The following is a 21,890-nucleotide window of genomic DNA, read 5'->3' as shown; positions in this document are numbered from 1 at the left end:
CGGTTTAAAAAAGTATACTTATTCATACGTGTTGAATCGCAATTAAATAAAAGGACGAATTGATTCGTCCTTTTATTATTGGCATGCTTGTACAGAATTGTAAAATGTGAACTTAGCTATGCGAATTAGTTTTATTGGTGCGGGACGCGTGGCGCATCATCTGGCTGCTGTTCTAAGCCAAAATCATCAAATTGTACAGATATGTAGCCGGACTTTAGAACATGCCCAGACGTTGGCCAGTCAGGTCACTGCACAGGCAATAGTCAATATTGCAGAACTTCAAGTAGATGTGGATTTGGTGATTATTGCTGTTAGCGATCAGTCGATTGCCGAGGTCATTCAACAGGTGCATGCACAACTGGCCGATGTCCTAATTGTGCATACATCAGGCAGTACCGATATTCGAGTTCTGGCAGAGGTTCATGCACGTGCCGGAGTATTTTATCCTTTACAAACTTTTAGCCTGGCCCGCGAAGTGGATTGGCAGGCCACGCCATTGTTCGTGGAAGCTACCCAGACGAATGACCTGGCACAATTGACCGAGTTAGCAAATAGCCTAAGTTCACGTGTCTATGCCTATACATCGGCGCAACGTTTAAGTCTACATCTGGCGGCAGTATTTGCCTGTAATTTTAGCAATTACTGTTATGACATGGCAAAACAGGTGGTCGATGCACAGCAAGTCGATTTCTCGCTGCTTTACCCGTTAATTTTGGAAACCGCCCATAAAGCTGTACAGCATGACCCTAAGCAGATGCAGACCGGGCCTGCAATGCGAGGAGATCAAAATATCCTGAATATGCATCAACAGATGCTGGATAATGCCAAATGGGAAGATTTGAAAAATATCTACAATCTGATGAGTCAACAGATTTTGCAATCGCATCATCCTGATGAGTCACTTAAACTTAAATAAATTCAGGTCATGCATTGTAAAGGGAGGCACTTATGGCAAAGGATTTTAATAGCCAGTATGTGGTAGACGGTTATGATTTACACATCCGTAAGCTCATTCCTGGTTATGAAGTGGTACATCAGCAAATTACAGCTTTATTAAAAGCTTATGTGGATGAGTATGCGCATGTGCTGATTGTCGGTTGTGGTACCGGTTATGAACTGGGACATCTGGTCCAGTTATTTCCTGACTGGACCTTTACCGCAACCGAGTTGTCGCAAAACATGCTGGATAAAGCCAAACATCATATCCACGCCTTAAATGCATTGCATCGGGTGGAGTTTGTATTGGGTGATGTAGACCAGTTAAAAACTGGCCCATCCTATGATGCCGCACTTTCCATTCTGGTGACGCATTTTGTCAATTATGAAGATAAGCCCAAGTTCTTTAAGGCTATTTCTTCGCGTTTAAAATCGCAAGGAATATTCATAACTTTTGACTTAACCAAAATAAACTCGGCTCATGAGCTGGAAACATTAAAACAGATTTGCGAAGCCAATGGTTTGATCCCCGCACAAGCTGCTGCCATGGTAGAACGCATGGAGGATGATTTTTATCCATTATCGGAGCAGGAAACTTTTGAACAACTGAAAGCAAGTGGTTTTAATGCTGTGCAGCGGTTTACCCAGATTTTATCCTATCAAGGTTATATGGCGATAAAAGCTTAAACTTTGAGTATAAAAAATGGCTCATTGATATGAGCCATTTTTATGCTGTCGATTAAGGTTATTTGATTTTCTTGAACAGGAAGTCGTTAATTTTATGACCTTCCTCTAAACCGCGACGTTCAAATTTGGTTTGTGGGCGCCAGTCTGGACGTGGATAGCTGTTGCCTTTTCCGGCCATATTTTCAAGGTTTGGACGATTGTCCAAAACGTCCAGCATCCATTCAGCATAAGGTTCCCAATCCGTTGCTGAGTGGAAAGTCCCGCCCATTTCCAGTTTTTGTTCCACTAATGGCATACGGTCATGTGATACAAAGCGACGTTTGAAATGACGTTTCTTTTGCCATGGATCAGGGAAATACAGCTGAATGGCATTAATACTGTTGTCTGGCATTTCACGAAGCACCTGAATGGCATCTGCATCCAATAAACGTAAGTTAGTTAAGCCTGCCATACCGGCTTCATACACACATTGTGCGATACCCGGAACATGGACTTCAATGCCGACATAGTTGCGTTCAGGATTGGCTTTTGCCATGAGTACCAGTGAACGCCCCATACCAAAACCAATTTCCACCGTAAGTGGGCGTTCCGGATGTTCAAAATGCTGACGCAAATCACCCACCGGATATTCCAAAATTAGCTGACCATATTGTTCAAGCGCAGTACGTTGAGAGGTATTCAGCGGAGATGAACGGCGCATAAAAGTGACAATTTCGCGATGTTCATTCAAGTTGTCCAGCTCTACGACTTGCTGGTCTAATTGATCGTTCGACATAACTTTGGCAAATGTAAAAAATTCGAATGCGGTATTTTAAGTCCTGCGCCTAACAAGTCAAACTTTTCTCGGTTTTTTCGGTCGCTAAAAGCAGCTTTAAAAATAAAAGAACATGAAAGCTGTTTATCTTTCATGAGGATTGATTGTATTGATCAATCAAGGTACTGCTGGCCTCATTCAAGCCTATCACTTCAACCTCAATATTTTGATCTTTAAATTTCTGCACTACATTATTCAGCATATTCACTGAAGTAATATCCCAGACATGGGCATGACTCAGATCGATCACGACTTTGGCAACATTTTCTTTAAAGTCAAAAAACTGGAAAAATTTTTCCGAACTGCTAAAGAAAATCTGACCATAAATGCTGTAATGACGCATCTCACCCGTACAGCTGGATACGACTTTCACAGCACTTTCCAGCTTGTTGATAATAAACAGCGCAGACAGCAGCACACCAGTCAACACGCCTAAAGCTAGGTTATGCGTTGCCAGTACCACAATCACCACAGCAATCATCACCACATTAAATGCAGCCGGATGCTGACGGAACTGTTTCACTGAATCCCACTGGAAAGTGGTGAAGGCCACCATCAGCATAATCGCCACCAATGCTGCCATTGGCACATAAGCCAACCAGTCTTTGAAGAAAACGACCAGGCAGAGTAAAAATACCCCAGCCACCAAAGTCGACAGTCTGGTACGTGCACCTGAAGAGACGTTAATAATCGACTGGCCGATCATGGCACAACCCGCCATACCGCCCATAAAACCGCTGACAATATTGGCAATTCCTTGGCCACGACATTCTTGATGGCGGTCAGCCTCCGTTCCGGTGATTTCATTAATCACCGTGGTGGTCATCATGGTTTCCAGTAAACCGACCGTGGCAAGGGTGATGGAATAAGGAAAGATGATCTGTAGTGTTTCAAAGTTCAGCGGAATGTCTGGAATCAGGAAAATTGGCAAAGTCTCGGGGAACTGTCCTAAATCACTGACAGTACGCATGTCGGCACCCAAAAATACTGCTAAAGCACTCAGCACAACAATACAGACTAAAGGAGAGGGAATTGTTTTGCCAATTTTGGGCAGATAAGGAAACAGATAAATAATGCCTAGTCCCAGCACCATAAATAAATAGCCTAAGCTATCCATTTTATTAATTTCCGGCAGTTGTGCGGCAAAAATCAAAATGGCGAGAGCATTTAAAAAACCATACACCACAGACTGCGAGACAAAGCGCATCAGTTTTGCGACTTTAAAATAGCCTGCAATGACTTGAATGATGCCGGTTAAAATCGTGGCAGCCAGTAAATATTGCAGTCCATAATCTTTCACCAAGGTAATCATCAGCAAGGCCAGGGCACCTGTAGCAGCAGAAATCATGGCAGGACGACCGCCAAAGAAAGCAATCGTTACCGCTATACAGAAAGAGGCATATAAGCCCGCTTGCGGGTCAACACCAGCGATAGCCGAAAAAGCGATAGATTCGGGAATTAAGGCTAAACCGACCACCAATCCGGCCAATACATCGCTACGGATATTGGAAAACCATTGTTCTTTTTTAAGGCTAATCACACGAATTGATTTCATCAAATTTTAAAGGTGCGTATGGTAAAACAAGTTCAGTCAAAAAAGCATATGAATTTGACTTGAAAATATGCGAAATTTAGACAATATTCAGAAGGTAAATGATTTTTATATATTTACGCTTTTTTGCAATTTACTGGTTTGATCACTTGAAAGTTTGTTAGAAGCCATTTAAAACAGTGAATAGACATATAACAAGGATCAGGTATGAAGCTTTATTATTCTCCAGGTGCATGCTCTTTAGCATCTCACATTATTTTGAATGAAATTAATGTAGATTTTGACTTGGAACGCGTTGATTTAAAAACACACAAGACAGAAAAAGGGGCTGATTATTACGAGATTAATCCTAAAGGTTATGTTCCGGCTCTAGAAATTAATTCAGGTTTGATCCTTACTGAAAATGTTGCCATTTTACCTTTCCTTGCTCAGCACGACCCTAAACAAGATTTGATTCCGCCATCCGGGCTAGGACGTGCCAAAGTTCTCGAATGGTTGGGATATTTAAACTCAGAATTACATGATGCTTATGCGGTTTTCTTTGGTGCTCCCCTGGAGAAAGAAGCAAAAGAAAAAGCTTATGCAGAAATCGACCGTTTATTGACTTATATCGATAAAGTGATTGGCGAGTCGGATAATGATTATCTGGTGGATGATAACTTTGGCCCGGCAGATGCGTATCTATTCGTATTAACCAACTGGTCGAATGGTATTGAACATGACTTAATGCCATACAAGAACATTGTTGCCTTGCGTAATAAAGTGGCAGAACGTCAGTCAGTACAGATTGCCATGCGGGATGAAGGTCTTATTCCTTAATTCTTTATATTTATTTGAAAAAGCACCTGAAGGTGCTTTTTTTAGGTTTAAAAATTGGTTGGTAGAACGATCTATAATTTTATTATTGATTTTTTATCAATAGTATTTTGCAAATTCATGAATTTTTATCAATAAGATATTTGAGTATATTGGCCTTATGAAAATATATGATTCAAGGCGAATAAATGAGTAATATCCTAATTGTGAATGGTGCCAAACAGTTTGCACACTCAAACGGTGAGTTAAATGACACCTTGACTGAATTGGCAAATACTGTGCTTGACGAACTGGGGCATAGCGTTAAAATTTCCCGTGCCGATAGCGACTATGACATTCAGCAGGAAATTCAAAAATATGTCTGGGCAGATGTCATTATCTATCAAATGCCAGGATGGTGGATGGGCGCGCCGTGGACAGTAAAAAAATATATCGATGATATCTTTACCGAAGGGCATGGAATTTTATATGCCAGTGATGGTCGATCACGTTCGGATGCATCGAAAAAATATGGTTCAGGTGGCCTCATTCACGATAAAAAGTATATGTTGTCCTTAACCTGGAATGCGCCCATAGAAGCATTTAATGATGCTGAGCAATTCTTTCATGGCGTTGGCGTTGATGGTGTTTATCTGCCATTTCATAAAGCCAATCAATTTTTAGGAATGAAAAGTTTAGACACCTTTATCGTAAATGATGTGATAAAAATGCCCAATGTCACTCAGTACGAACATAAATATCGTCAACATTTGATGGATATTTTTGCTTAAGGGCTTAGTCAGTTAAGTACATTTTTCTTGACATATAAAAAAGGACTCCTCTGAGTCCTTTTTTAAATTCTAACTTTATTTAAAGAAATAACCGGTTTCAGGTGAACTTGCATTGGCCATACGTTTACGCGGCATACGGCCTGCAAGGAATGCTTCGCGACCCGCCTCAACCGCTTTTTTCATCGCAGAGGCCATTAAGATAGGATTTTGCGCAGCAGCAATAGCAGTATTCATCAGTACGCCGTCACAACCCAGCTCCATGGCAATCGCGGCATCACTGGCTGTACCGACACCGGCATCCACCAATACCGGAACTTTGGCATTTTCTTTAATGATCGAAATGGTATGCGGATTTAAAATTCCTAAGCCTGAACCAATCAGGCTACCTAAGGGCATAATTGCCACACAGCCCATGCTTTCCAATTCCTGAGCAATAATCGGATCATCCGAGGTGTAGACCATAATCTCGAAACCGTCATCAATCAAGGTGCGCGCAGCTTTTAAGGTTTCCGTAACATTGGGGTAAAGGGTTTTTTCATCGCCCAGTACTTCCAGTTTTACCAGGTTGTGCCCGTCCAGTAGTTCACGCGCCAGCATGCAGGTACGCACGGCACTGTTGGCATCAAAACAGCCTGCGGTATTAGGCAGAATAGTATATTTTTCTGGTGGAACTACAGAAAGCAAATTCGGCTGATCAGGATGCTGGCCGATATTGACCCGACGGATTGCAACGGTGACAATCTCTGCACCGCTGGCCTGAATGGCTAAATCGGTTTCAGTTAAATCTTTATATTTACCTGTACCAACCAATAAGCGTGAATTAAAAGTACGAGAACCAATTATAAGTGGGGTGTCTTCCATGGGAGCTCCGATTAACCGCCACCGACGGCATGAATAATTTCAATATGATCTTCAGCGCAAATAGGCGTCTGTGCCAACTTGCTTTTGGAAATGATCATTTCATTCTGTTCTACAGCAAAACGTTTACCTTCAAGTTCAAGCTCTTGAATTAATTCTAGTAAATTAGTGCATGAGGTGTTTTTTTCTTCGCCATTCAAATAAATCTGCATCGTTAATTCCCTTATTCTATTTCACGTATTTAAAGGCATTCCATGCTAGTACCAGCCAGCCTGCAATCATTAAAGCGCCGCCAATCGGGGTAATTGCTCCTAAACCGCGGGGTAGGCCTAAGGCCATGACATAGAGTGAACCACAGAAAAAGAAAATACCGACCTGAATCAGGATAAAACTGGCTTTAATGGGAAGTTGGGGAATGACTCTAGCTAAAATGGCCAGCGCCAAAAGTCCAAGCGCATGATAGAAAAAATAATCAGTTGCGGTATGCCACCACGCCAATTGAGCTTCTGTTGCACGTGTTTTTAAGCCATGTGCACCAAAAGCACCAAGCATGACAGCAAAAGCTAAATTGAGGGCTGAAATTGCAATCCACATAAGCAATGACTACCTGAGTAAATTTGCCCCATAACTTAGCATATTCTGGTACTTGCACGGAAGGCAAAAAGCAACATTACTGCAGCCTGCATATGAAAAAAGAGCACTTGGCCCTTTTTTCGAAATACCTTGCATATGTTCGGTCATCTAGTTGGAAGACATGGCCACTTTAATTTTTTCCATGGCATTTTTTTCAAGCTGGCGAATCCGTTCCGCAGATACATTATATTCCGCAGCCAGTTCATGCAGCGTCGATTTTTCATCATCCAGCCAGCGGCGCTGTAAAATGTTGCGTGAACGGTCATCCAGTTGATCCATGGCATCATGTAGGGCAGAAGTACTTTGTTCTTCATAATCGTCTTCTTCAGCCAGACGTGCCGGGTCATAACGGTTATCTTCCAGATATAAGGCTGGCGCGACGTGGGTTGAACCTTCATCATCATCATCGCCTTGTGCTTCAAAAGCAGCATCGTAGGCAGTCAGGCGGCCTTCCATTTCCAGCACCTGTTCAGGTGTGACATTCAAGTCATTGGCAATGGATTGTGCTTCATCCAGAGTGAGTTTTTTACTGGATTTTTTTAAACTGCGTAGATTAAAGAATAATTTACGTTGAGCTTTGGTCGTAGCAATTTTAACAATACGCCAGTTACGGATCACGTATTCATGAATTTCAGCTTTAATCCAGTGTACGGCAAATGATACCAAGCGTACGCCCATATTGGGGTCGAAACGTTTCACGGCTTTCATTAAGCCCAAGTTACCTTCCTGAATCAGGTCACCTTGTGGTAAACCATAACCGGCATAACTGCGGGCAATATGAACCACAAAACGTAAATGAGACATCACGAGCATTTTCGCAGCATCTAAATCTTGGTCGTAAAAGTAGCGTTCGGCCAACTCTTTTTCTTGTTCAGCCGTTAAAATAGGAATCTGATTGACAGTACTTATATAAGCACCGAGATTTACCCCTGGTGCCGATAATGACAGGGGCATCAATTGATTGCTGCTGTCACTCATGTGTTCTCCTTGAGAGTTGGATGACATAACCATCTTAATAAATTTATCTTAATCCAATATTTCAGTGAGTTTAGGAAATTTGGGTAGAGAAATGTAATTTTTTATGCACATTTGAAACGTTCTAGTTTAATTGAAAATAATTAAGATTCAATTAAGTAGTGATATTCAAAATCAGAAATTTTAGTCATATTGCAGTTCATTTGATGCATTGAACAATAACGCGTTACATCTTGCTGACTATGTGGATCTGAAGATTTGAGTAAAAATATGCCGCCTGATTTGTTCTTGATCGCTCGCTTAAGCATCAATAACGGCATGGGGCAAGGCTTACCCATGGCATCAATGATTATTGCTGAATTGGTCAGATCATTCATCGCATTTAATATCTAATTTAATTTCGATAAATATTAGCAAATTTAGTGCCAAAGCCCAATAAAATTATAGAACTTCAACATAAAAGTACTTATCTAAAATAAGGAAATAATTAGTAAAAAAGAAGCCGAATCAAAAAGAAGATTAATCAAAAAAAACAGTATGAATTGTCATAAACCCGTGTTAAGCTCGTTGCGTATTCAAATTTATGACAGCATTTTAAATGTCTTAAAATTGGATATTGCAATGGATGTAACCGGGATTTTGTTAATAGTAATACAGAATGATTACAAGCTTAGAAATAATAATTATTTTTAAACCTTGTTTACTCTGCTGTTTGCAACACCGGGTGGTCCTTTAATTAAATACAATGAGGATTAACTTATGACAGCTCGTGAACAAGGCGTAGTTAAATGGTTCAACGACACTAAAGGCTTCGGCTTTATTCAACGTAACGGCGGCGACGACGTATTCGTTCATTTCCGCGCTATCCAAGGTGACGGCCATCGTTCACTTCGTGACGGTCAACGTGTTGAATTCAGCGTAGTTAAAGGTCAAAAAGGCTTCCAAGCTGAAGAAGTACAACCTTTAGACTAATCGCCTGATTATTCATGAGAACGCCCCAATGTAATTTGGGGCGTTTTTGTTTATAATAGATTCCTATTTTTCCTGATCATTAAGTTAGAGCACATTTATATGTCATCTGGTTTTGAAACCTTAAATTTACATCCGAAACTGAAACAGGCGATTGATGCTTTAGGTTTCAAAGAAATGACACCTATTCAGGAAAAGGTTTTAAAATTCACTCTGGCTGGACATGATGCCATTGGTCGTGCACAAACAGGTACAGGAAAAACGGCGGCTTTCCTGGTGAGTGTGATTAATGATTTGCTCAATAATCCGATTAAAGAACAACGTTTTCGTGGCGAAGCACGTGCGCTGATTCTTGCGCCTACACGTGAGCTGGCTTTGCAGATTGAAAGTGATGCCAAAGAGCTTACCAAATTTACCGATCTACATCTGGTGACTTTGCTGGGTGGGGTAGATTTTGATAAGCAGAAAGCGCAGCTGGATAAAAATTTTGTCGATATTATTGTGGCGACGCCAGGTCGTTTAATCGATTTTGTTGAGCAAAAAGAAGTCTGGTTGGACCAGATTGAATTTTTGGTGATTGATGAAGCAGACCGTTTGCTGGATATGGGGTTCATTCCATCGGTAAAACGTATTGTGCGTTTTTCTCCGCGTAAGGAACAGCGTCAAACCTTAATGTTTTCTGCCACCTTTAGCTATGATGTATTGAATCTGGCACAACAGTGGTTGTTCGAACCGGTGACTGTAGAAATTGAGCCGGAAAAGAAAACCAATGCCGATGTAGAACAGCGCGTTTATATGGTTGCCAAAACTGATAAATATAAATTGTTGCAAGAAATCTTGCGTGATGAGCCGATTGAAAAAGTCATGATTTTTGCTAACCGTCGTGATCAGGTACGTAAGCTTTATGATCACCTGAAAAAAGACGGTTATAAAGTGGTGATGTTGTCAGGTGAGATTGCACAAGACAAGCGCCTAAAAATGCTGGATCAGTTTAAGAACGGCCAACATAATATTATGATCGCGACCGATGTTGCAGGTCGTGGTATTCATGTGGACGGTGTTTCGCATGTAATCAACTTTACCCTTCCTGAGCAGTCTGACGACTATGTGCATCGTATAGGCCGTACCGGTCGTGCGGGAAGTAGTGGGGTAAGTATCAGTTTCCTGTCTGAAGATGATGCGTTCTATCTTCCGGAAATTGAAAAAGCCATTGGTCAGAAATTGCCTTTAACCCGTCTTGAAGGTTATTGTTAATTTTCAAGATATTTATCTCAGCATTAAATAATGCGATAAACAAAAAAGCCGCTTATTGAAGCGGCTTTTTTGTTTTTGCCCTGGATAGTTGTATTGAATAAATAAGATGAGGCAGGCTGTGATTTGGTTTCTTAGTTGGCTCGGCAAGTGAATGTCAGTATGGTTTGATAGTCTTCATCACGTGCCAGACTGCTGCTTTTGCCAGCCAGGGTGCCAAGTACAGTAGTTGCAGCCTGAATCATTTGTCCGGTTTTTTCATCGACGACACCTTTTAAGGCACCGTTGTATTCAGTTTTTTCATTCATGATAACAGGCGTGGCTTTTTTACCACAGGTATTATTGGCTGCAGTAATCGCATTATTTTTAGAAATTAAACTGCTTTTACCGATACCCGTCACTTCATATTGATTATTTTCTTTTTGAATCGCTAATGAGGTGGTTGGATTTGATGTACAGGCAGTTAAGGCGACAGCAACGGCAACAGAAGCGAGTGCAAAAACTTGTTTCATCTTTTTCCCCTGGGATTGTTTTAAAAAGAATAAAAAACATTTGAGCATAACTTTTTGGATGCTTTTTGAAAGACTTGTATGAAATATGCAGCTTTATATGAACTCTCTGTGACTGAAAGTTGGTTAAGTTAGCTATTGTGGAGTAGACATTCACTCAACGCTCTAGAGTATCTAAACAAGATTATGCTAATCTTGATGAAATATTTAGTACACAGATATCAAAGTCAATGACGGATTCAGCGGTAGATACGGTTCATCAAAATATTCATCAACGTCAGTCGATTGGGCATTTGGTTGAGCCTGCGCCGAATGCAGAGCAACTGGAGAAAGCCTTTCAGGCGGCTTTGACTGCACCCGATCATCATCGTTTAAAGCCTACCCGTTTTGTGGTGATTCCGAGTGATCAGCGTGAAGCTTTTGGTGAGTTGCTCTCCAGAGCTTTGGCGGATTTGGGTGAAACTGATTCTGTTCAATTGGATCGGGTAAAAAACCATCCATTTCGTGCACCGCTGCTGGTTTTGGCATTAACCCAATTTCAGCCTCATCCTAAAGTGCCTAATTTTGAACAAACCTTAAGTTCAGGTGCGGCAATAGAAAACTTCTTGTTGTCTTTACAGGTACAAGGCTTTTCAACCATGTGGCGTAGCGGAGCAGTGGTTGAGTCGCCGTTATTTAAGCGAAGCCTGGGACTATCAGAAGATGATTTAATTTCTGGAATTATTTATATTGGAACGGCAGCGAAAGCGATTCCAGCGCGTACAGCAGTGGATACACAAAACTATGTCAGTTACTGGAATAAGTAACTGTATTGAATCATGAGTTGAGATATAAAAATAATGTCAGAGTTGAAATTTTCAGATCTTGTTGAACCGGTTGTGGTTGATCAAAAAACGGCCTTGCGTGTGACCGTATTGGGCGGTGGCAGTTTTGGTACGGCTATGGCCAATACCGCTGTCCGTAATGGTTGTGACACTATGATCTGGATTCGTGATGAGGCAGCGGCAGCAGAAATTAATCAGACCCATATCAATAAACGCTATTTACCCGATTTTGTTTTGGAGCCGGGTTTAAAAGCGGTATCGGATTTAGAAACAGCTGTCTGTAATCGTGACATTATTTTGGTGGCTATTCCTAGCCATTCTTTTCGCGATGTACTGAAACAAATTAAGCCTTTTATTAGCTCGCAGGCGGTGATTTCCTTAACCAAAGGCATTGAGGCAAAAACTTTTCATTTCATGAGCGATATTATTCGTGAAGAATTGCCTCAGGTTCCATATGGTGTCCTTTCAGGACCGAATCTGGCCAAGGAAATTATGGCCGGGCAACCTGCAGGAACGGTGATTGCCAGTCAATCGGAACTGGTGCGTTATGCCGTACAGCAAGCGTTGCATAGTGCATTGTTCCGTGTTTTTGGTAGCGATGATGTGCATGGTGTGGAGCTGGGCGGAGCGTTAAAAAATATCTATGCTGTTGCCATGGGTATGGCTGCTGCTTATAAGGTGGGTGAAAACACCAAGAGCATGATTTTAACCCGTGCACTGGCAGAAATGAGCCGTTTTGCGGTGAAACTGGGTGCAAACCCGCTGACTTTCCTGGGATTGTCTGGCGTGGGTGACTTGTTTGCAACCTGTAATAGTCCACTCAGCCGTAACTATCAGGTGGGTTTTGCCTTAGGTTCGGGTAAGACTCTGGAACAGGCCACCCAAGAATTGGGCCAAACTGCGGAAGGGATCAATACCATTGTGCAAGTGCGCAGCCGTTCGGAAGAATTGGGTGTCTATATGCCCATTACCAGTGCATTATATGATGTGATTTTTGAAGGTGCACCACCTTTAAGTATTGCACTTTCACTTATGAAAAATGGTCACCGTAGTGATGTGGAATTTGTTTTACCTCACAATGAAGTGTAATTTTAAATCATATTATTGTGTTTATAAAGCTTGGTTATAATTGCTGCATATTTGAAAATAAGGAATTTTTTATGCAACTTACCTTAGTCCGTCATGGTGAAGCCGCTCCAGCGGTGCATGGCAATGATGACAAGCGTCCTTTAACCGAACATGGACATACGCAGGCGCAGCTTACTGCAGAATATTTAAAGGATATCATTCAGCCTGATGCTTTTGTGGTGAGTCCCTTATTGCGTGCACAAGAAACTCTGGCACATTTACAACATTATTTTCATGATGTACCTGTGCTGGTGTGCAATAAGATCAAGCCGGATGATGATGCAAAATTGGCAGTGGACTGGCTGTCTCAGCTTCCTTATGAGTCTATTGTGGTGGTGTGTCATATGAATGTAGTGGCGCATATGGCATCATTGTTGACCGCAGAACCTTTTCATTCGTATGCTCTGGCTGAAGCGCGGATATATGAACAAGCAGTGATTGCAACAGGATTATCAACACAGTTAAAAAGTTTTATTCCAAATGTATAAAATATTAATTAAAACGGCAGAAAAATATTGATGTTGTATTTATGGATGCCTGAAGCCAATGGGGTTTGGCACTGGTCAACTGGAGAGAGTTGGTCTCAGGCCTTTAGTCTTGAACAATTAATTCAAGATATTCAAGGCTATCATGGACAAGAAGCGGTGGTATTTTTTCCCAGTCGCGATGTACAAATGCTGCAACAGAGTCTATCCAGGCCCCAGTACAAGAAATTGGGTACGGATGGGGTTAAATATTTATTAGAAGAATTTGTGCTTTTGCCCATCGATTCCATGAAAATATTGCATCATTTTCAAAATCCCGATCAGTTAATCATTTTGGGTGTAGCCAATAGCACCGTTGAGACCTTGCAACATGCTTTGAACTTAATCCCGGTTAAAGTTGCTTCCTTATTGCCCGATTTTCTCATTTTACCGGCTCCAGAAGTGGGGCAGATCATCATTGCGAACCTGTCCGGGCGCTTGCTGGTGCGTGAAAGTGAATTTATGGGCAATTCGGTGGATGATCTGGCACTGTTTTTAGATTATCAGCTTTCGGGGCAATCTTATAAAATCAGTAATTTTACCGCTGAACAAATGCAAAGCCTTGAAGCCATGGTGACGCATGAACAGATTGAATCGTTCCATTATGAAATACCGGTATTAAAAAAAGCGCGACTTCATCCTTTTAATATTCTGCCTAAAGCTAAAAACAGTCAGGTTATGTCTGGTTATTGGAAAGCCTGTGCAGCTGTCTTGGTTGCTGCTATTGTTGTCCAGTTTGGCTATGATGCAACATGCTGGTATAAATATAAAAAAGTGGCAGACCAGACTGCGTTGCAAGCGATTGATCAGTATAAGTACTGGTTTGGTCAGAGCAGCCGTGTGACCGAGCAGAATTTAAAAAGCCAGTTTGAAAGTCATGTACGCTTAAATAAAAGTGCCAATACTCAAGCTTTACAGCTGCTAAGCCGGATTGGTCCAGTGCTGATGCAAAATCAGATTGTAGCCAATCGTATCAATTATGAAGCTTCTATTTTAAATATGGAATTGAAAGCCAATTCTGCTGCTGCTTTGCAAAATTTAACCCAGCAGCTCAATCAGCAAGGCTTTAAGGCAGAATTAGGCACTGTTCAGCCCAATGGTCCAGGTGCAATTGGATTGGTGAAAATACAATAATGAATACATCAGAAAAACTGCAAAACTCGATTGATCAATTCATTGAAAGAGTCACGGATTATCTGGACCAGCTGTCGCAACGTGAACGTTATATGGTGATCTTTACCACTATTTTTGTTGTGATTGCGGTTATTGGTTCGGCACTCTGGTATATGCATGCCGCTGCGAATAAACAGCAGAATCGGGTCAATGATCTTAAGGATATGATTGTATGGATGCAAAGTAATGCAGTCACCATGAAACCTGCAGATGACGTGCAGTTAACTGCTGCAGAAAAGGTTCAGCGTGTTGCCCAGCAGCAGGGATTATCGGTGGCTTCTCAGCAAACGGGTGAGCAAATCCAGATTGTTGCGGCACATGAAAATTATGCCATCTTGGCAAATTTTTTAACCCAATTAGTACAAATGGGTCTAAGCCTTGAGAAAATAGAACTAATTTCTGATGCTGGTCAGATTAAATTAACAGCGACAGTGCAATAAAGGGTAAAAATAAAGATCTGTGAAGCATGGTGTTTTCTGCGGGCTATGCCTATAATATGCCGACTTAAAAAGCAGTAGACTTTTATAGATATGTTGTATTCTCTTGCCCGCCCTTTGTTGTTTTCTTTAGCACCAGAGCGTGCACATGAGCTCACACTATCGTTATTGAAATCAGCTCATCGCATGGGCATGATGCGTCAAAACGTAGCGTCCAAACCTGTGACCTGTATGGGAATTGAATTTCCCAATCCGGTAGGTTTGGCAGCTGGTCTGGACAAAAATGGCGCTTATATTGATGCTCTGGCTGGGCTGGGCTTTGGTTTTATTGAAATTGGAACCATTACACCACGTCCCCAATCGGGCAATCCACATCCCCGTTTATTCCGTTTGCCTGAAGCCAAGGCCATTATTAATCGTATGGGATTTAATAATGACGGTGTAGACAAGCTGATTGAAAATGTCAAGGCAGCAAAATTCAAAGGTATTTTGGGCATTAATATTGGTAAAAATGCCGATACCCCGGTTGAAAATGCTGTGAATGATTATCTGATCTGTCTGGAAAAAGTCTATAACTACGCTTCCTATATCACGGTCAATATTTCATCGCCGAATACTAAAAATTTGCGCAGCCTGCAAAGCGGCGAGGCATTAACAGAATTGCTGCAAACCTTGAAAAAACGTCAGCTTGAACTGGCGGAAGAGTATCAGCATTATGTGCCTTTAGTGCTTAAAGTTGCTCCTGATCTGACCGACGAAGATATCCAGTTCATTGCGAAACAGTTAATCCAGTTTAAAATTGATGGTTTGATTGTGACCAATACCACCTTGTCTCGTGAAGGGGTGGAAAATCTGAAATATGGCAATGAAGCAGGTGGTTTGTCCGGTGCGCCTGTATTTGAAAAAAGTACCGCTTGTCTTGCTGCTTTTGCTAAGGTATTAAAAGGTCAGATTCCATTGATCGGGGTAGGCGGGATTTTGTCGGGCGAACAGGCCGTTGCGAAACAACAGGCAGGTGCCAGCCTTGTACAAATTTATAGTGGCCTCATATATACAGGTCCAGCCCTGATTAAAGATTGTATTGATGCTTTAAACACACCATGAATACACTGGATATCTTTATACTGATTATCTTGCTCATTGGAGGGCTCAACGGTTTGCGACAAGGATTGGTTTCAGCCTTTGCGAACTTGGTAGGATGGGTTCTTGCGCTGGTCATCGGTGCAAAATACGCAGCCATCCTAGCACCTTCGATGGTCTCGCTCAGTGTAGATCCAGTGGTACAAAAAATAGCAGCTTTTGCATTTATTGTATTAGTCATGGTGGTGTTAACCTGGATTGTCACTGCATTTCTGAACAAAGTATTGAAGAGCCTGAAACTCGGCCCATTGAACCGTTTGGCAGGTGGTGCTTTTGGCTCTTTAAAAGGTTTATTGATTGTACTCATCACCATGCAGGGCCTGGGTCCCTGGGTGGAAAGTTCTCCTCACTGGAAACAGTCTAAATTTGTACAACTCCTTATTCCGTATGCGCCCTGGGCGACCGAACTTTCTAAAGAAGCGGCACAAGGGGCACTTGCTCATATCAAGTCTGAAGACGCAGCGTCATCTTCCGACTCATCGTCTGAAAAAACGCAGAAGCATGCAGCGCGTACAGGCGAATCAACAAATAATCCTTTTTATTAATCCTAGCTTGTTTGCGAGGTTGCTATGTGTGGAGTAGTTGGTATAGCTGGTAAGTCACCCGTTAACCAAATGTTGTTTGATGCATTGACGATGTTACAGCATCGTGGTCAGGATGCAGCCGGAATAGTAACCTGTCATAAAGGGCGGCTATTCCTGCGTAAAGACAACGGTATGGTACGAGATGTCTTCCATACGCGTCACATGCGTGCACTGCTAGGGAATTACGGTATTGGTCATGTGCGTTATCCGACAGCGGGTTCTTCGAGCAGTGCAGAAGCACAGCCATTTTACGTGAACTCGCCTTATGGAATTACCCTGGCGCATAACGGTAACTTGACTAATGCTGAAGAAATTCATGAAGATTTGTTTAAAACAGATCTTCGTCACATGAATACCGATTCGGATTCTGAAGTACTGTTAAACGTTTTTGCTCATGAAATGCAGAAAAGTGGCGAGTTGAATCCGTCGCCGGAAGATATCTTCAATGCGGTGACACGTGTACATGAGCGCTGTAAAGGTGCTTATGGTGTAGTTGCCATGATTACTGGACATGGTCTGGTGGGTTTCCGCGACCCAAATGGTATTCGTCCATTGATTTATGGTTCTCGTGAAACGGAAAAAGGCCTTGAATATATCATTGCTTCCGAGTCTGTAGCGATTACCGCTTTAGGCTTTAAAGTTGAACGTGATATTGAACCAGGCGAAGCCATTTTGATTACTTCAAAGGGTGAGTTGTTTAGTAAGCAATGTGCTGAAAATCCTGAATATCGTCCTTGTATCTTTGAATATGTCTATTTTGCACGTCCAGATGCCATTATTGACGGCATTTCAGTGTATAAGGCACGTTTAAAAATGGGCGAAAAGCTTGCCAGCAAAATTATCCGTGAATGGGGTGATGAGCATGATATCGACGTGGTGATTCCAATTCCGGATACTTCTCGTACTTCCGCTTTGGAACTGGCAAATAGTTTGGGTGTTAAATTCCGTGAAGGTTTTGTGAAAAACCGTTATATCGGACGTACCTTCATTATGCCTGGCCAGCAGCAACGCGAGAAATCGGTACGTCAAAAGCTAAACCCAGTTGAACTGGAGTTTAGAGGCAAAAACGTTTTACTGGTGGATGACTCGATTGTACGTGGTACCACCTGTAACGAAATTATTCAAATGGCACGTGATTCCGGGGCGAAAAAAGTATTCTTTGCTTCGGCTGCACCGATGGTAAAATATCCAAACGTGTACGGTATTGATATGCCAGCAAAAGCGGAACTGATTGCCTCAAACCGCAGTGTTGAAGAAATCCGTGAAATTATTGGTGCAGACCGTTTGATTTTCCAGGACCTGGAAGATCTAAAAGGTGCAGTTCGTACCAACAAGGTACCAGCATTACAGGAATTTGACTGTTCGGTGTTTGATGGTGTGTATGTAGCGGGCGGTATCGATGAAGCTTATCTGGAGGAACTGGAAAGCAAGCGTAATGACTCTGCTAAAAAAGCTCAAGATGGTTATATTGATGTCAATATTGATGCGGCGTCAGTGGACTTGACTGGCGTGAAAGAAGAATAAATTCTTCTTGCATGCGATGAAAAGCGGGAAATTCCCGCTTTTTTAATTTATGATGAGTAGATAAATGCAATGTAATAAAGGAACTTTACATTGAAGAGTGCGGGTTATTCTTTTATTCAAAACAAAAATATGATTTGGTCTGCAAGTATCTGTGTACTCGCGGTGTTGCTGACATTATTTATTTTAAATACCATTTTGGGGTTGAATGTTTTTTATTTTGATCAAACTCAATCCATCTTCTGGCATGTGTTAAGTCCCTATTTGATTGCTTTATTACTGAGTGTGATGGCTGTTTCTATAGGGTATGAGTTCTATGTTTTTCGTTCTGGTGGACATTCACTGGCGAAACAGATGGGAGCTCGTCGTTTAAATTTAATCGAAAGTATTCCTGAAGAAAGCATAGCCCTAAAAATTACCGAACAGCTGGCTGAAACCTTTTTAATTGATACACCTACGGTATATGTGTTGCCTGATGAAGTTGGGGTAAATGCACTGACAGCCGGATTTTATCCACGTGATATTGTGATCATTTTAACCTGGGGTGCTTTGCAGAATCTGGATGAACTGGAACTTTATGGTCTGTTAAGTCATGAATTCAATAAAATTTTATCGGGTGAAACAGCTGAAAATACGCGTCTAAAAATTCTTTACAGCAGCCTGACGACTTTGAGCCAGTGGGGCAGTAAAATTGCCAAATTAGGCTTTACCAAGCATGGTCGGGCATATAGACATAAACTTGCGACTTTCTTTGTAGCTATGGGTGGGCTGATCTGGTTGGTTGGAAGTTTAGGGGTTTTGATTACCCGTTTTATTAAATATATTTCACTTGGTAGTCGCACTTTTAAGAATGATCAAAAAACCAGACGTCTGATTCAAAATGATGCCAATGTGCAAACCTTATTAAGAATTCATGTACATCATTCAGGATCACAAATTCATAGCGAATATGCAGAATCCATTTCGCATATGTGTTTTGCCAATTCTTTAGGTCCACAAAACTGGATGAATATTCATCCGCGTATTGATCAACGTATTTATGAGTTGAATCCTGGTCTGGTGCAGGATTTACAGCTTGAAAATTTGAAGAAATTACGCAATCAGCCCTTATTTAGCCTGTTCCGTTCGCTTGAGGAGCTGAACAGTGAAGTTTATATACCCTGGAGCTCCCCGCAACCCTTGCCATTGCTGCGTCTATCACCGATCAGTTTTGCCCTGAAGGATGCCATTAAACCCTTAAATCCAGAAATTCGAAACAATATGCAGCGTCCTGAATTAATCCAGCGTGCATTGCAGACGGCTACGGGTTCGCGAGAAGTGATGGTGGCCATTTTAATGATTCGGCAGTACCGTGAATTTATTCCGGCTGAAGCCGAAGTCAGCCGTGCCATTGTGGATTCATTACTGCATTTAGATGGACGGGTTCATATCTCGATCTTTCGCGAGGCATGTAAAAATATTGGCTCTATGCCAGCGACCATTGCACGTCAGTTTTTAATGAAACTGGCGCGAATTATTCAGGAAGATGGTGAAATTGGTTTATTGGATGCTTTGTTGCTTGAATATGTGAAACATGAATTGAATCTTTTACCGATTCATACGCCAACGTCTTTGGATGAGGTGAAACCGCATATTGTGCGTTTGATTGATGCCTTATTGCATGTGCAGCAAATTAATAGCCACAATCAGCTTGATGTGCGTGAAAAAATCCTGAAACGGGTATTAACTGTAAAAGAACTGGAAATTTATGCTGAAATTTCGGACGAGCCAATTGATTTGGCAGAAATTCTGAATGATATTGCGGGTTTACTACTGCGTGACCGTTTGAGTATTTTAGGCATTGCAGAATTGTGTTTGTGGAATGATCGTATTATTACCCAGGATGAACTGGATGTTCTGGAACTGTTGTATTGGCGTTTTGGTTTTGAAACTGATGAAATTGTCGAGTTGATGCAGAAGAAAAATAGTTTGATGATCGTCTAATCTCCATACGATAAAATGCCGGATGATTCAATAAAAGCTCAGCAAAAAAACGCTAATCTCGTTAGAATATCCACTATTCAATTGGTGATGAAAAAAGATGATAGGGCATCAGCGTGACATATTGGCAACTTTAGGAATCGATATCTGGGTTCCTCGGGATGTTGTATGTCAAAAAATGCCATCTTCATCGCTGTGGCGAGATCAGGCCGCAGCTGAATATCAGACTGAAATTGTGCTGGCAAAAGCACCAGCTGTACTACCACTAGCCCTTAAAGCAGACCAAAGGCAAGAGCCTGAACACACCGAGTCTTTAATCTCTCCAATTGCAGCAGTAGAAGAAAAAATTGAAATTGTCGCTGAGGAGATAGCAACACGTCCAGCACAGCAAATTTCCCCTTTTCAACTGCAAGCATTGGCTTTGTCACATTGTGTAATTGTAGTGGACACAACAGAAATCACCGCTGAGCAGCAGCAACTTTGGCATAATATTCAACATGCAGTATCGGGTGAATATAATGAATTGCAGTGGCCATTTCCTTTAATGAATTTTCAGGATGGTCACGGTGCGGAAAGTTATGTACAAGGCTTTTTAGATGCAATCAGTGCAGATAAAAATATTATTTTTCTGGGGCAGAGTGCTTATTTAAAACATTCAAAAAGCATCAATCTGGCGGGTTTGCAGGAAATGCTGAATCAGCCCTTATTGAAAAAACGCTTGTGGCAGTTTATGCAAAAATCGTCTCAAAACACGGATAGAACATGAACAAGAAAGTCGTGGTTTTTAGCCAGTTAGATCAGGATATCCTTCAGCGCTTGCAACAGCAATATCAGGTGGTCATCATTAAACCGAAACAGGGTGATGTCAACCAACAGATTCTTGAGCAAGTTAAAGATGCCGATGCAATGATTGGTGCAGGGCGATTACTAAATGAAAATAATCTGGCAACGGCACAGCAGCTTAAAATTATTTCCAGTGTCAGTGTGGGTTATGACAATTACGATCTGTCCTACTTAAACCAGCAAAAAATCTGGTTATCCAATACCCCGCATGTATTAACCGAAAGCACTGCCGATTTGGCTTTTACTCTGCTGATGAGCGCAGCACGTAAAGTTCCGGCTCTGGATCAATGGACCAAGCAGGGCAACTGGCAACGTACCGTGGGGACGGCGCAATTCGGACAAGATGTTTTTGGTAAAACTCTCGGGATCATCGGTTTGGGCAATATCGGCGCTGCGATTGCACGCCGTGGCTTTTATGGTTTTAACATGAACATTCTTTACCATAACCGCCGTGAAAAACTTGAACTGGCGCAGCCTTTAAATGCCCGTTATTGTGCTTTGGATGAGTTATTGCAGCAGTCTGATTTTGTAGTAGTGGCTGTCGATCTCAATGCGGAATCTCAGGCCTTGATTGGGCAGCACGAGTTCGATCAAATGCAGTCACATGCAGTTTTTGTCAATATTGCCCGTGGTTCTGTGGTGGATGAGCAGGCACTCATTAATACACTCAAAGCCGGTAAAATTTTCGCGGCTGGACTGGATGTCTATGTGAAAGAGCCTTTGCAGGAATCAGAACTTTTTGCTCTGGAAAACGTGGTGACTATGCCGCATGTCGGTTCTGCGACTGCGGAAACGCGTAAAAAAATGGCTGAGCTGGCCTATCGTAACCTGGTGGATGTGCTGGAAGGCCGTACACCGCCTTATCTGGTGAATCCGGCCTTTACTTAAACTTTGATAACACTTCATTGCAAATTGCTCCAATTTTCAATGTTATAGTCAGGTGAATTGAAAAAAGCAGTTTGAGAA

Annotated in this window: 25 protein-coding genes; 17 read left to right on the top strand and 8 right to left on the bottom strand. The window is 41.8% G+C overall.

What is annotated here, in order from left to right; translation table 11 throughout:
- The first annotated feature begins 118 nt into the window (after positions 1–118).
- On the top strand, positions 119–916 hold the full coding sequence (locus GTU69_RS00265; RefSeq protein ID WP_166166649.1) for a Rossmann-like and DUF2520 domain-containing protein: 798 nt from the start codon (positions 119–121) through the stop codon (positions 914–916).
- 32 nt (positions 917–948) lie between these two features.
- Positions 949–1,623 carry a class I SAM-dependent methyltransferase gene (locus GTU69_RS00260; RefSeq protein WP_166166647.1) on the top strand — a complete coding sequence of 225 codons (675 nt, stop codon included), beginning with the start codon at positions 949–951 and terminating at the stop codon, positions 1,621–1,623.
- A 58-nt stretch (positions 1,624–1,681) separates the two neighbouring features.
- Here the strand turns inward: GTU69_RS00260 and trmB are convergent, their stop codons facing one another.
- Together trmB and GTU69_RS00250 are read right to left on the bottom strand one after the other, a co-directional pair.
- The gene (trmB, locus tag GTU69_RS00255) at positions 1,682–2,398 is read right to left on the bottom strand and encodes a tRNA (guanosine(46)-N7)-methyltransferase TrmB (RefSeq protein ID WP_166166644.1); all 717 of its coding nucleotides are present in this window, start codon (positions 2,396–2,398) and stop codon (positions 1,682–1,684) included.
- Positions 2,399–2,528: 130 nt separating this feature from the next.
- Complete coding sequence (locus tag GTU69_RS00250) at positions 2,529–3,977, bottom strand: SulP family inorganic anion transporter (protein ID WP_166167794.1); 1,449 nt, start codon at positions 3,975–3,977, stop codon at positions 2,529–2,531.
- Between the two features lie 219 nt (positions 3,978–4,196).
- Between GTU69_RS00250 and GTU69_RS00245 the strand changes: the two genes are divergently transcribed.
- Positions 4,197–4,808: a glutathione binding-like protein gene (locus GTU69_RS00245; protein ID WP_166166641.1), complete on the top strand. Its 612-nt coding sequence runs from the start codon at positions 4,197–4,199 to the stop codon at positions 4,806–4,808.
- Positions 4,809–4,993: 185 nt separating this feature from the next.
- The gene (locus GTU69_RS00240; protein ID WP_166166638.1) at positions 4,994–5,575 is read left to right on the top strand and encodes an NAD(P)H-dependent oxidoreductase; all 582 of its coding nucleotides are present in this window, start codon (positions 4,994–4,996) and stop codon (positions 5,573–5,575) included.
- A gap of 75 nt (positions 5,576–5,650) precedes the next feature.
- Here the strand turns inward: GTU69_RS00240 and GTU69_RS00235 are convergent, their stop codons facing one another.
- The 5 genes from GTU69_RS00235 to GTU69_RS00215 all read right to left on the bottom strand — a co-directional run bounded on the left by GTU69_RS00235 (position 5,651) and on the right by GTU69_RS00215 (position 8,418).
- Positions 5,651–6,436, bottom strand: coding sequence for a thiazole synthase (locus GTU69_RS00235; RefSeq protein WP_086200191.1), 786 nt, complete (start codon positions 6,434–6,436; stop codon positions 5,651–5,653).
- An 11-nt stretch (positions 6,437–6,447) separates the two neighbouring features.
- Positions 6,448–6,645, bottom strand: coding sequence for a sulfur carrier protein ThiS (thiS, locus tag GTU69_RS00230; RefSeq protein WP_086195568.1), 198 nt, complete (start codon positions 6,643–6,645; stop codon positions 6,448–6,450).
- Between the two features lie 16 nt (positions 6,646–6,661).
- Entirely contained in the window at positions 6,662–7,027 is a 366-nt protein-coding gene (locus GTU69_RS00225) for a DUF423 domain-containing protein (protein WP_086195567.1), read from the bottom strand.
- 147 nt (positions 7,028–7,174) lie between these two features.
- A complete protein-coding gene (gene rpoH, locus GTU69_RS00220; RefSeq protein ID WP_086195566.1) occupies positions 7,175–8,044 on the bottom strand; it encodes an RNA polymerase sigma factor RpoH in 870 nt (289 codons plus the stop codon).
- A 140-nt stretch (positions 8,045–8,184) separates the two neighbouring features.
- Complete coding sequence (locus GTU69_RS00215; protein WP_166166635.1) at positions 8,185–8,418, bottom strand: sulfurtransferase TusA family protein; 234 nt, start codon at positions 8,416–8,418, stop codon at positions 8,185–8,187.
- A gap of 382 nt (positions 8,419–8,800) precedes the next feature.
- Between GTU69_RS00215 and GTU69_RS00210 the strand changes: the two genes are divergently transcribed.
- The gene (locus GTU69_RS00210; protein ID WP_004648643.1) at positions 8,801–9,013 is read left to right on the top strand and encodes a cold-shock protein; all 213 of its coding nucleotides are present in this window, start codon (positions 8,801–8,803) and stop codon (positions 9,011–9,013) included.
- A 99-nt stretch (positions 9,014–9,112) separates the two neighbouring features.
- Positions 9,113–10,264 (top strand): ATP-dependent RNA helicase RhlB, encoded by a 1,152-nt coding sequence (gene rhlB / locus GTU69_RS00205; protein ID WP_086195564.1) that lies wholly within the window; start codon positions 9,113–9,115, stop codon positions 10,262–10,264.
- 131 nt (positions 10,265–10,395) lie between these two features.
- On the opposite strand, the gene GTU69_RS00200 is transcribed toward rhlB, so the two are convergent.
- A complete protein-coding gene (locus GTU69_RS00200; RefSeq protein ID WP_166166632.1) occupies positions 10,396–10,773 on the bottom strand; it encodes a hypothetical protein in 378 nt (125 codons plus the stop codon).
- Between the two features lie 227 nt (positions 10,774–11,000).
- Between GTU69_RS00200 and GTU69_RS00195 the strand changes: the two genes are divergently transcribed.
- The 11 genes from GTU69_RS00195 to GTU69_RS00145 all read left to right on the top strand — a co-directional run bounded on the left by GTU69_RS00195 (position 11,001) and on the right by GTU69_RS00145 (position 21,812).
- The gene (locus tag GTU69_RS00195) at positions 11,001–11,576 is read left to right on the top strand and encodes a nitroreductase (protein ID WP_166166629.1); all 576 of its coding nucleotides are present in this window, start codon (positions 11,001–11,003) and stop codon (positions 11,574–11,576) included.
- Positions 11,577–11,609: 33 nt separating this feature from the next.
- Entirely contained in the window at positions 11,610–12,683 is a 1,074-nt protein-coding gene (locus GTU69_RS00190; protein ID WP_166166626.1) for an NAD(P)H-dependent glycerol-3-phosphate dehydrogenase, read from the top strand.
- Positions 12,684–12,754: 71 nt separating this feature from the next.
- Positions 12,755–13,210: a phosphoglycerate mutase family protein gene (locus GTU69_RS00185; RefSeq protein WP_166166623.1), complete on the top strand. Its 456-nt coding sequence runs from the start codon at positions 12,755–12,757 to the stop codon at positions 13,208–13,210.
- A 30-nt stretch (positions 13,211–13,240) separates the two neighbouring features.
- A complete protein-coding gene (gene gspL / locus GTU69_RS00180) occupies positions 13,241–14,380 on the top strand; it encodes a type II secretion system protein GspL (RefSeq protein WP_166166620.1) in 1,140 nt (379 codons plus the stop codon).
- Positions 14,380–14,859 (top strand): type II secretion system protein GspM, encoded by a 480-nt coding sequence (gene gspM, locus GTU69_RS00175; protein WP_086195558.1) that lies wholly within the window; start codon positions 14,380–14,382, stop codon positions 14,857–14,859. The genes gspL and gspM overlap by 1 nt, the downstream gene beginning before the upstream one ends.
- A gap of 90 nt (positions 14,860–14,949) precedes the next feature.
- Positions 14,950–15,960 (top strand): quinone-dependent dihydroorotate dehydrogenase, encoded by a 1,011-nt coding sequence (locus GTU69_RS00170; protein WP_166166617.1) that lies wholly within the window; start codon positions 14,950–14,952, stop codon positions 15,958–15,960.
- Positions 15,957–16,541, top strand: a complete 585-nt coding sequence (locus tag GTU69_RS00165) for a CvpA family protein (RefSeq protein ID WP_086195556.1) — start codon at positions 15,957–15,959, stop codon at positions 16,539–16,541. Before GTU69_RS00170 ends, GTU69_RS00165 begins: the two co-directional genes overlap by 4 nt.
- A 24-nt stretch (positions 16,542–16,565) precedes the next feature.
- Entirely contained in the window at positions 16,566–18,104 is a 1,539-nt protein-coding gene (purF, locus tag GTU69_RS00160) for an amidophosphoribosyltransferase (protein ID WP_086195555.1), read from the top strand.
- A gap of 90 nt (positions 18,105–18,194) precedes the next feature.
- The gene (locus GTU69_RS00155; RefSeq protein ID WP_086195554.1) at positions 18,195–20,084 is read left to right on the top strand and encodes a M48 family metalloprotease; all 1,890 of its coding nucleotides are present in this window, start codon (positions 18,195–18,197) and stop codon (positions 20,082–20,084) included.
- A gap of 97 nt (positions 20,085–20,181) precedes the next feature.
- Positions 20,182–20,847 carry a hypothetical protein gene (locus GTU69_RS00150; RefSeq protein ID WP_166166614.1) on the top strand — a complete coding sequence of 222 codons (666 nt, stop codon included), beginning with the start codon at positions 20,182–20,184 and terminating at the stop codon, positions 20,845–20,847.
- On the top strand, positions 20,844–21,812 hold the full coding sequence (locus GTU69_RS00145; protein WP_166166611.1) for a D-glycerate dehydrogenase: 969 nt from the start codon (positions 20,844–20,846) through the stop codon (positions 21,810–21,812). The genes GTU69_RS00150 and GTU69_RS00145 overlap by 4 nt, the downstream gene beginning before the upstream one ends.
- The last annotated feature ends 78 nt before the right edge of the window (positions 21,813–21,890 follow it).

Origin of the sequence: Acinetobacter sp. SA01 (assembly GCF_011319235.1) — a bacterium.
Classification (GTDB): domain Bacteria; phylum Pseudomonadota; class Gammaproteobacteria; order Pseudomonadales; family Moraxellaceae; genus Acinetobacter.
The sequence above is the reverse complement of the archived record's forward strand: the minus strand, read 5'-3'. Positions and strand labels throughout refer to the sequence as shown.

Excerpts from the sequence above, each read along its gene's own strand:
- GTU69_RS00235 (WP_086200191.1), bottom strand. The coding sequence starts at position 6,436 with ATGGAAGACACCCCACTTATAATTGGTTCTCGTACTTTTAATTCACGC.
- GTU69_RS00195 (WP_166166629.1), top strand. The coding sequence starts at position 11,001 with ATGACGGATTCAGCGGTAGATACGGTTCATCAAAATATTCATCAACGT.
- GTU69_RS00145 (WP_166166611.1), top strand. The coding sequence starts at position 20,844 with ATGAACAAGAAAGTCGTGGTTTTTAGCCAGTTAGATCAGGATATCCTT.
- GTU69_RS00150 (WP_166166614.1), top strand. The coding sequence starts at position 20,182 with ATGATAGGGCATCAGCGTGACATATTGGCAACTTTAGGAATCGATATC.
- GTU69_RS00215 (WP_166166635.1), bottom strand. The coding sequence starts at position 8,418 with ATGAATGATCTGACCAATTCAGCAATAATCATTGATGCCATGGGTAAG.
- gspL (WP_166166620.1), top strand. The coding sequence starts at position 13,241 with ATGTTGTATTTATGGATGCCTGAAGCCAATGGGGTTTGGCACTGGTCA.
- trmB (WP_166166644.1), bottom strand. The coding sequence starts at position 2,398 with ATGTCGAACGATCAATTAGACCAGCAAGTCGTAGAGCTGGACAACTTG.
- GTU69_RS00210 (WP_004648643.1), top strand. The coding sequence starts at position 8,801 with ATGACAGCTCGTGAACAAGGCGTAGTTAAATGGTTCAACGACACTAAA.
- thiS (WP_086195568.1), bottom strand. The coding sequence starts at position 6,645 with ATGCAGATTTATTTGAATGGCGAAGAAAAAAACACCTCATGCACTAAT.
- GTU69_RS00265 (WP_166166649.1), top strand. The coding sequence starts at position 119 with ATGCGAATTAGTTTTATTGGTGCGGGACGCGTGGCGCATCATCTGGCT.
- GTU69_RS00170 (WP_166166617.1), top strand. The coding sequence starts at position 14,950 with ATGTTGTATTCTCTTGCCCGCCCTTTGTTGTTTTCTTTAGCACCAGAG.
- GTU69_RS00260 (WP_166166647.1), top strand. The coding sequence starts at position 949 with ATGGCAAAGGATTTTAATAGCCAGTATGTGGTAGACGGTTATGATTTA.
- GTU69_RS00165 (WP_086195556.1), top strand. The coding sequence starts at position 15,957 with ATGAATACACTGGATATCTTTATACTGATTATCTTGCTCATTGGAGGG.
- rhlB (WP_086195564.1), top strand. The coding sequence starts at position 9,113 with ATGTCATCTGGTTTTGAAACCTTAAATTTACATCCGAAACTGAAACAG.
- GTU69_RS00240 (WP_166166638.1), top strand. The coding sequence starts at position 4,994 with ATGAGTAATATCCTAATTGTGAATGGTGCCAAACAGTTTGCACACTCA.
- rpoH (WP_086195566.1), bottom strand. The coding sequence starts at position 8,044 with ATGAGTGACAGCAGCAATCAATTGATGCCCCTGTCATTATCGGCACCA.
- GTU69_RS00200 (WP_166166632.1), bottom strand. The coding sequence starts at position 10,773 with ATGAAACAAGTTTTTGCACTCGCTTCTGTTGCCGTTGCTGTCGCCTTA.
- GTU69_RS00245 (WP_166166641.1), top strand. The coding sequence starts at position 4,197 with ATGAAGCTTTATTATTCTCCAGGTGCATGCTCTTTAGCATCTCACATT.
- GTU69_RS00185 (WP_166166623.1), top strand. The coding sequence starts at position 12,755 with ATGCAACTTACCTTAGTCCGTCATGGTGAAGCCGCTCCAGCGGTGCAT.
- GTU69_RS00190 (WP_166166626.1), top strand. The coding sequence starts at position 11,610 with ATGTCAGAGTTGAAATTTTCAGATCTTGTTGAACCGGTTGTGGTTGAT.
- gspM (WP_086195558.1), top strand. The coding sequence starts at position 14,380 with ATGAATACATCAGAAAAACTGCAAAACTCGATTGATCAATTCATTGAA.
- purF (WP_086195555.1), top strand. The coding sequence starts at position 16,566 with ATGTGTGGAGTAGTTGGTATAGCTGGTAAGTCACCCGTTAACCAAATG.
- GTU69_RS00225 (WP_086195567.1), bottom strand. The coding sequence starts at position 7,027 with ATGTGGATTGCAATTTCAGCCCTCAATTTAGCTTTTGCTGTCATGCTT.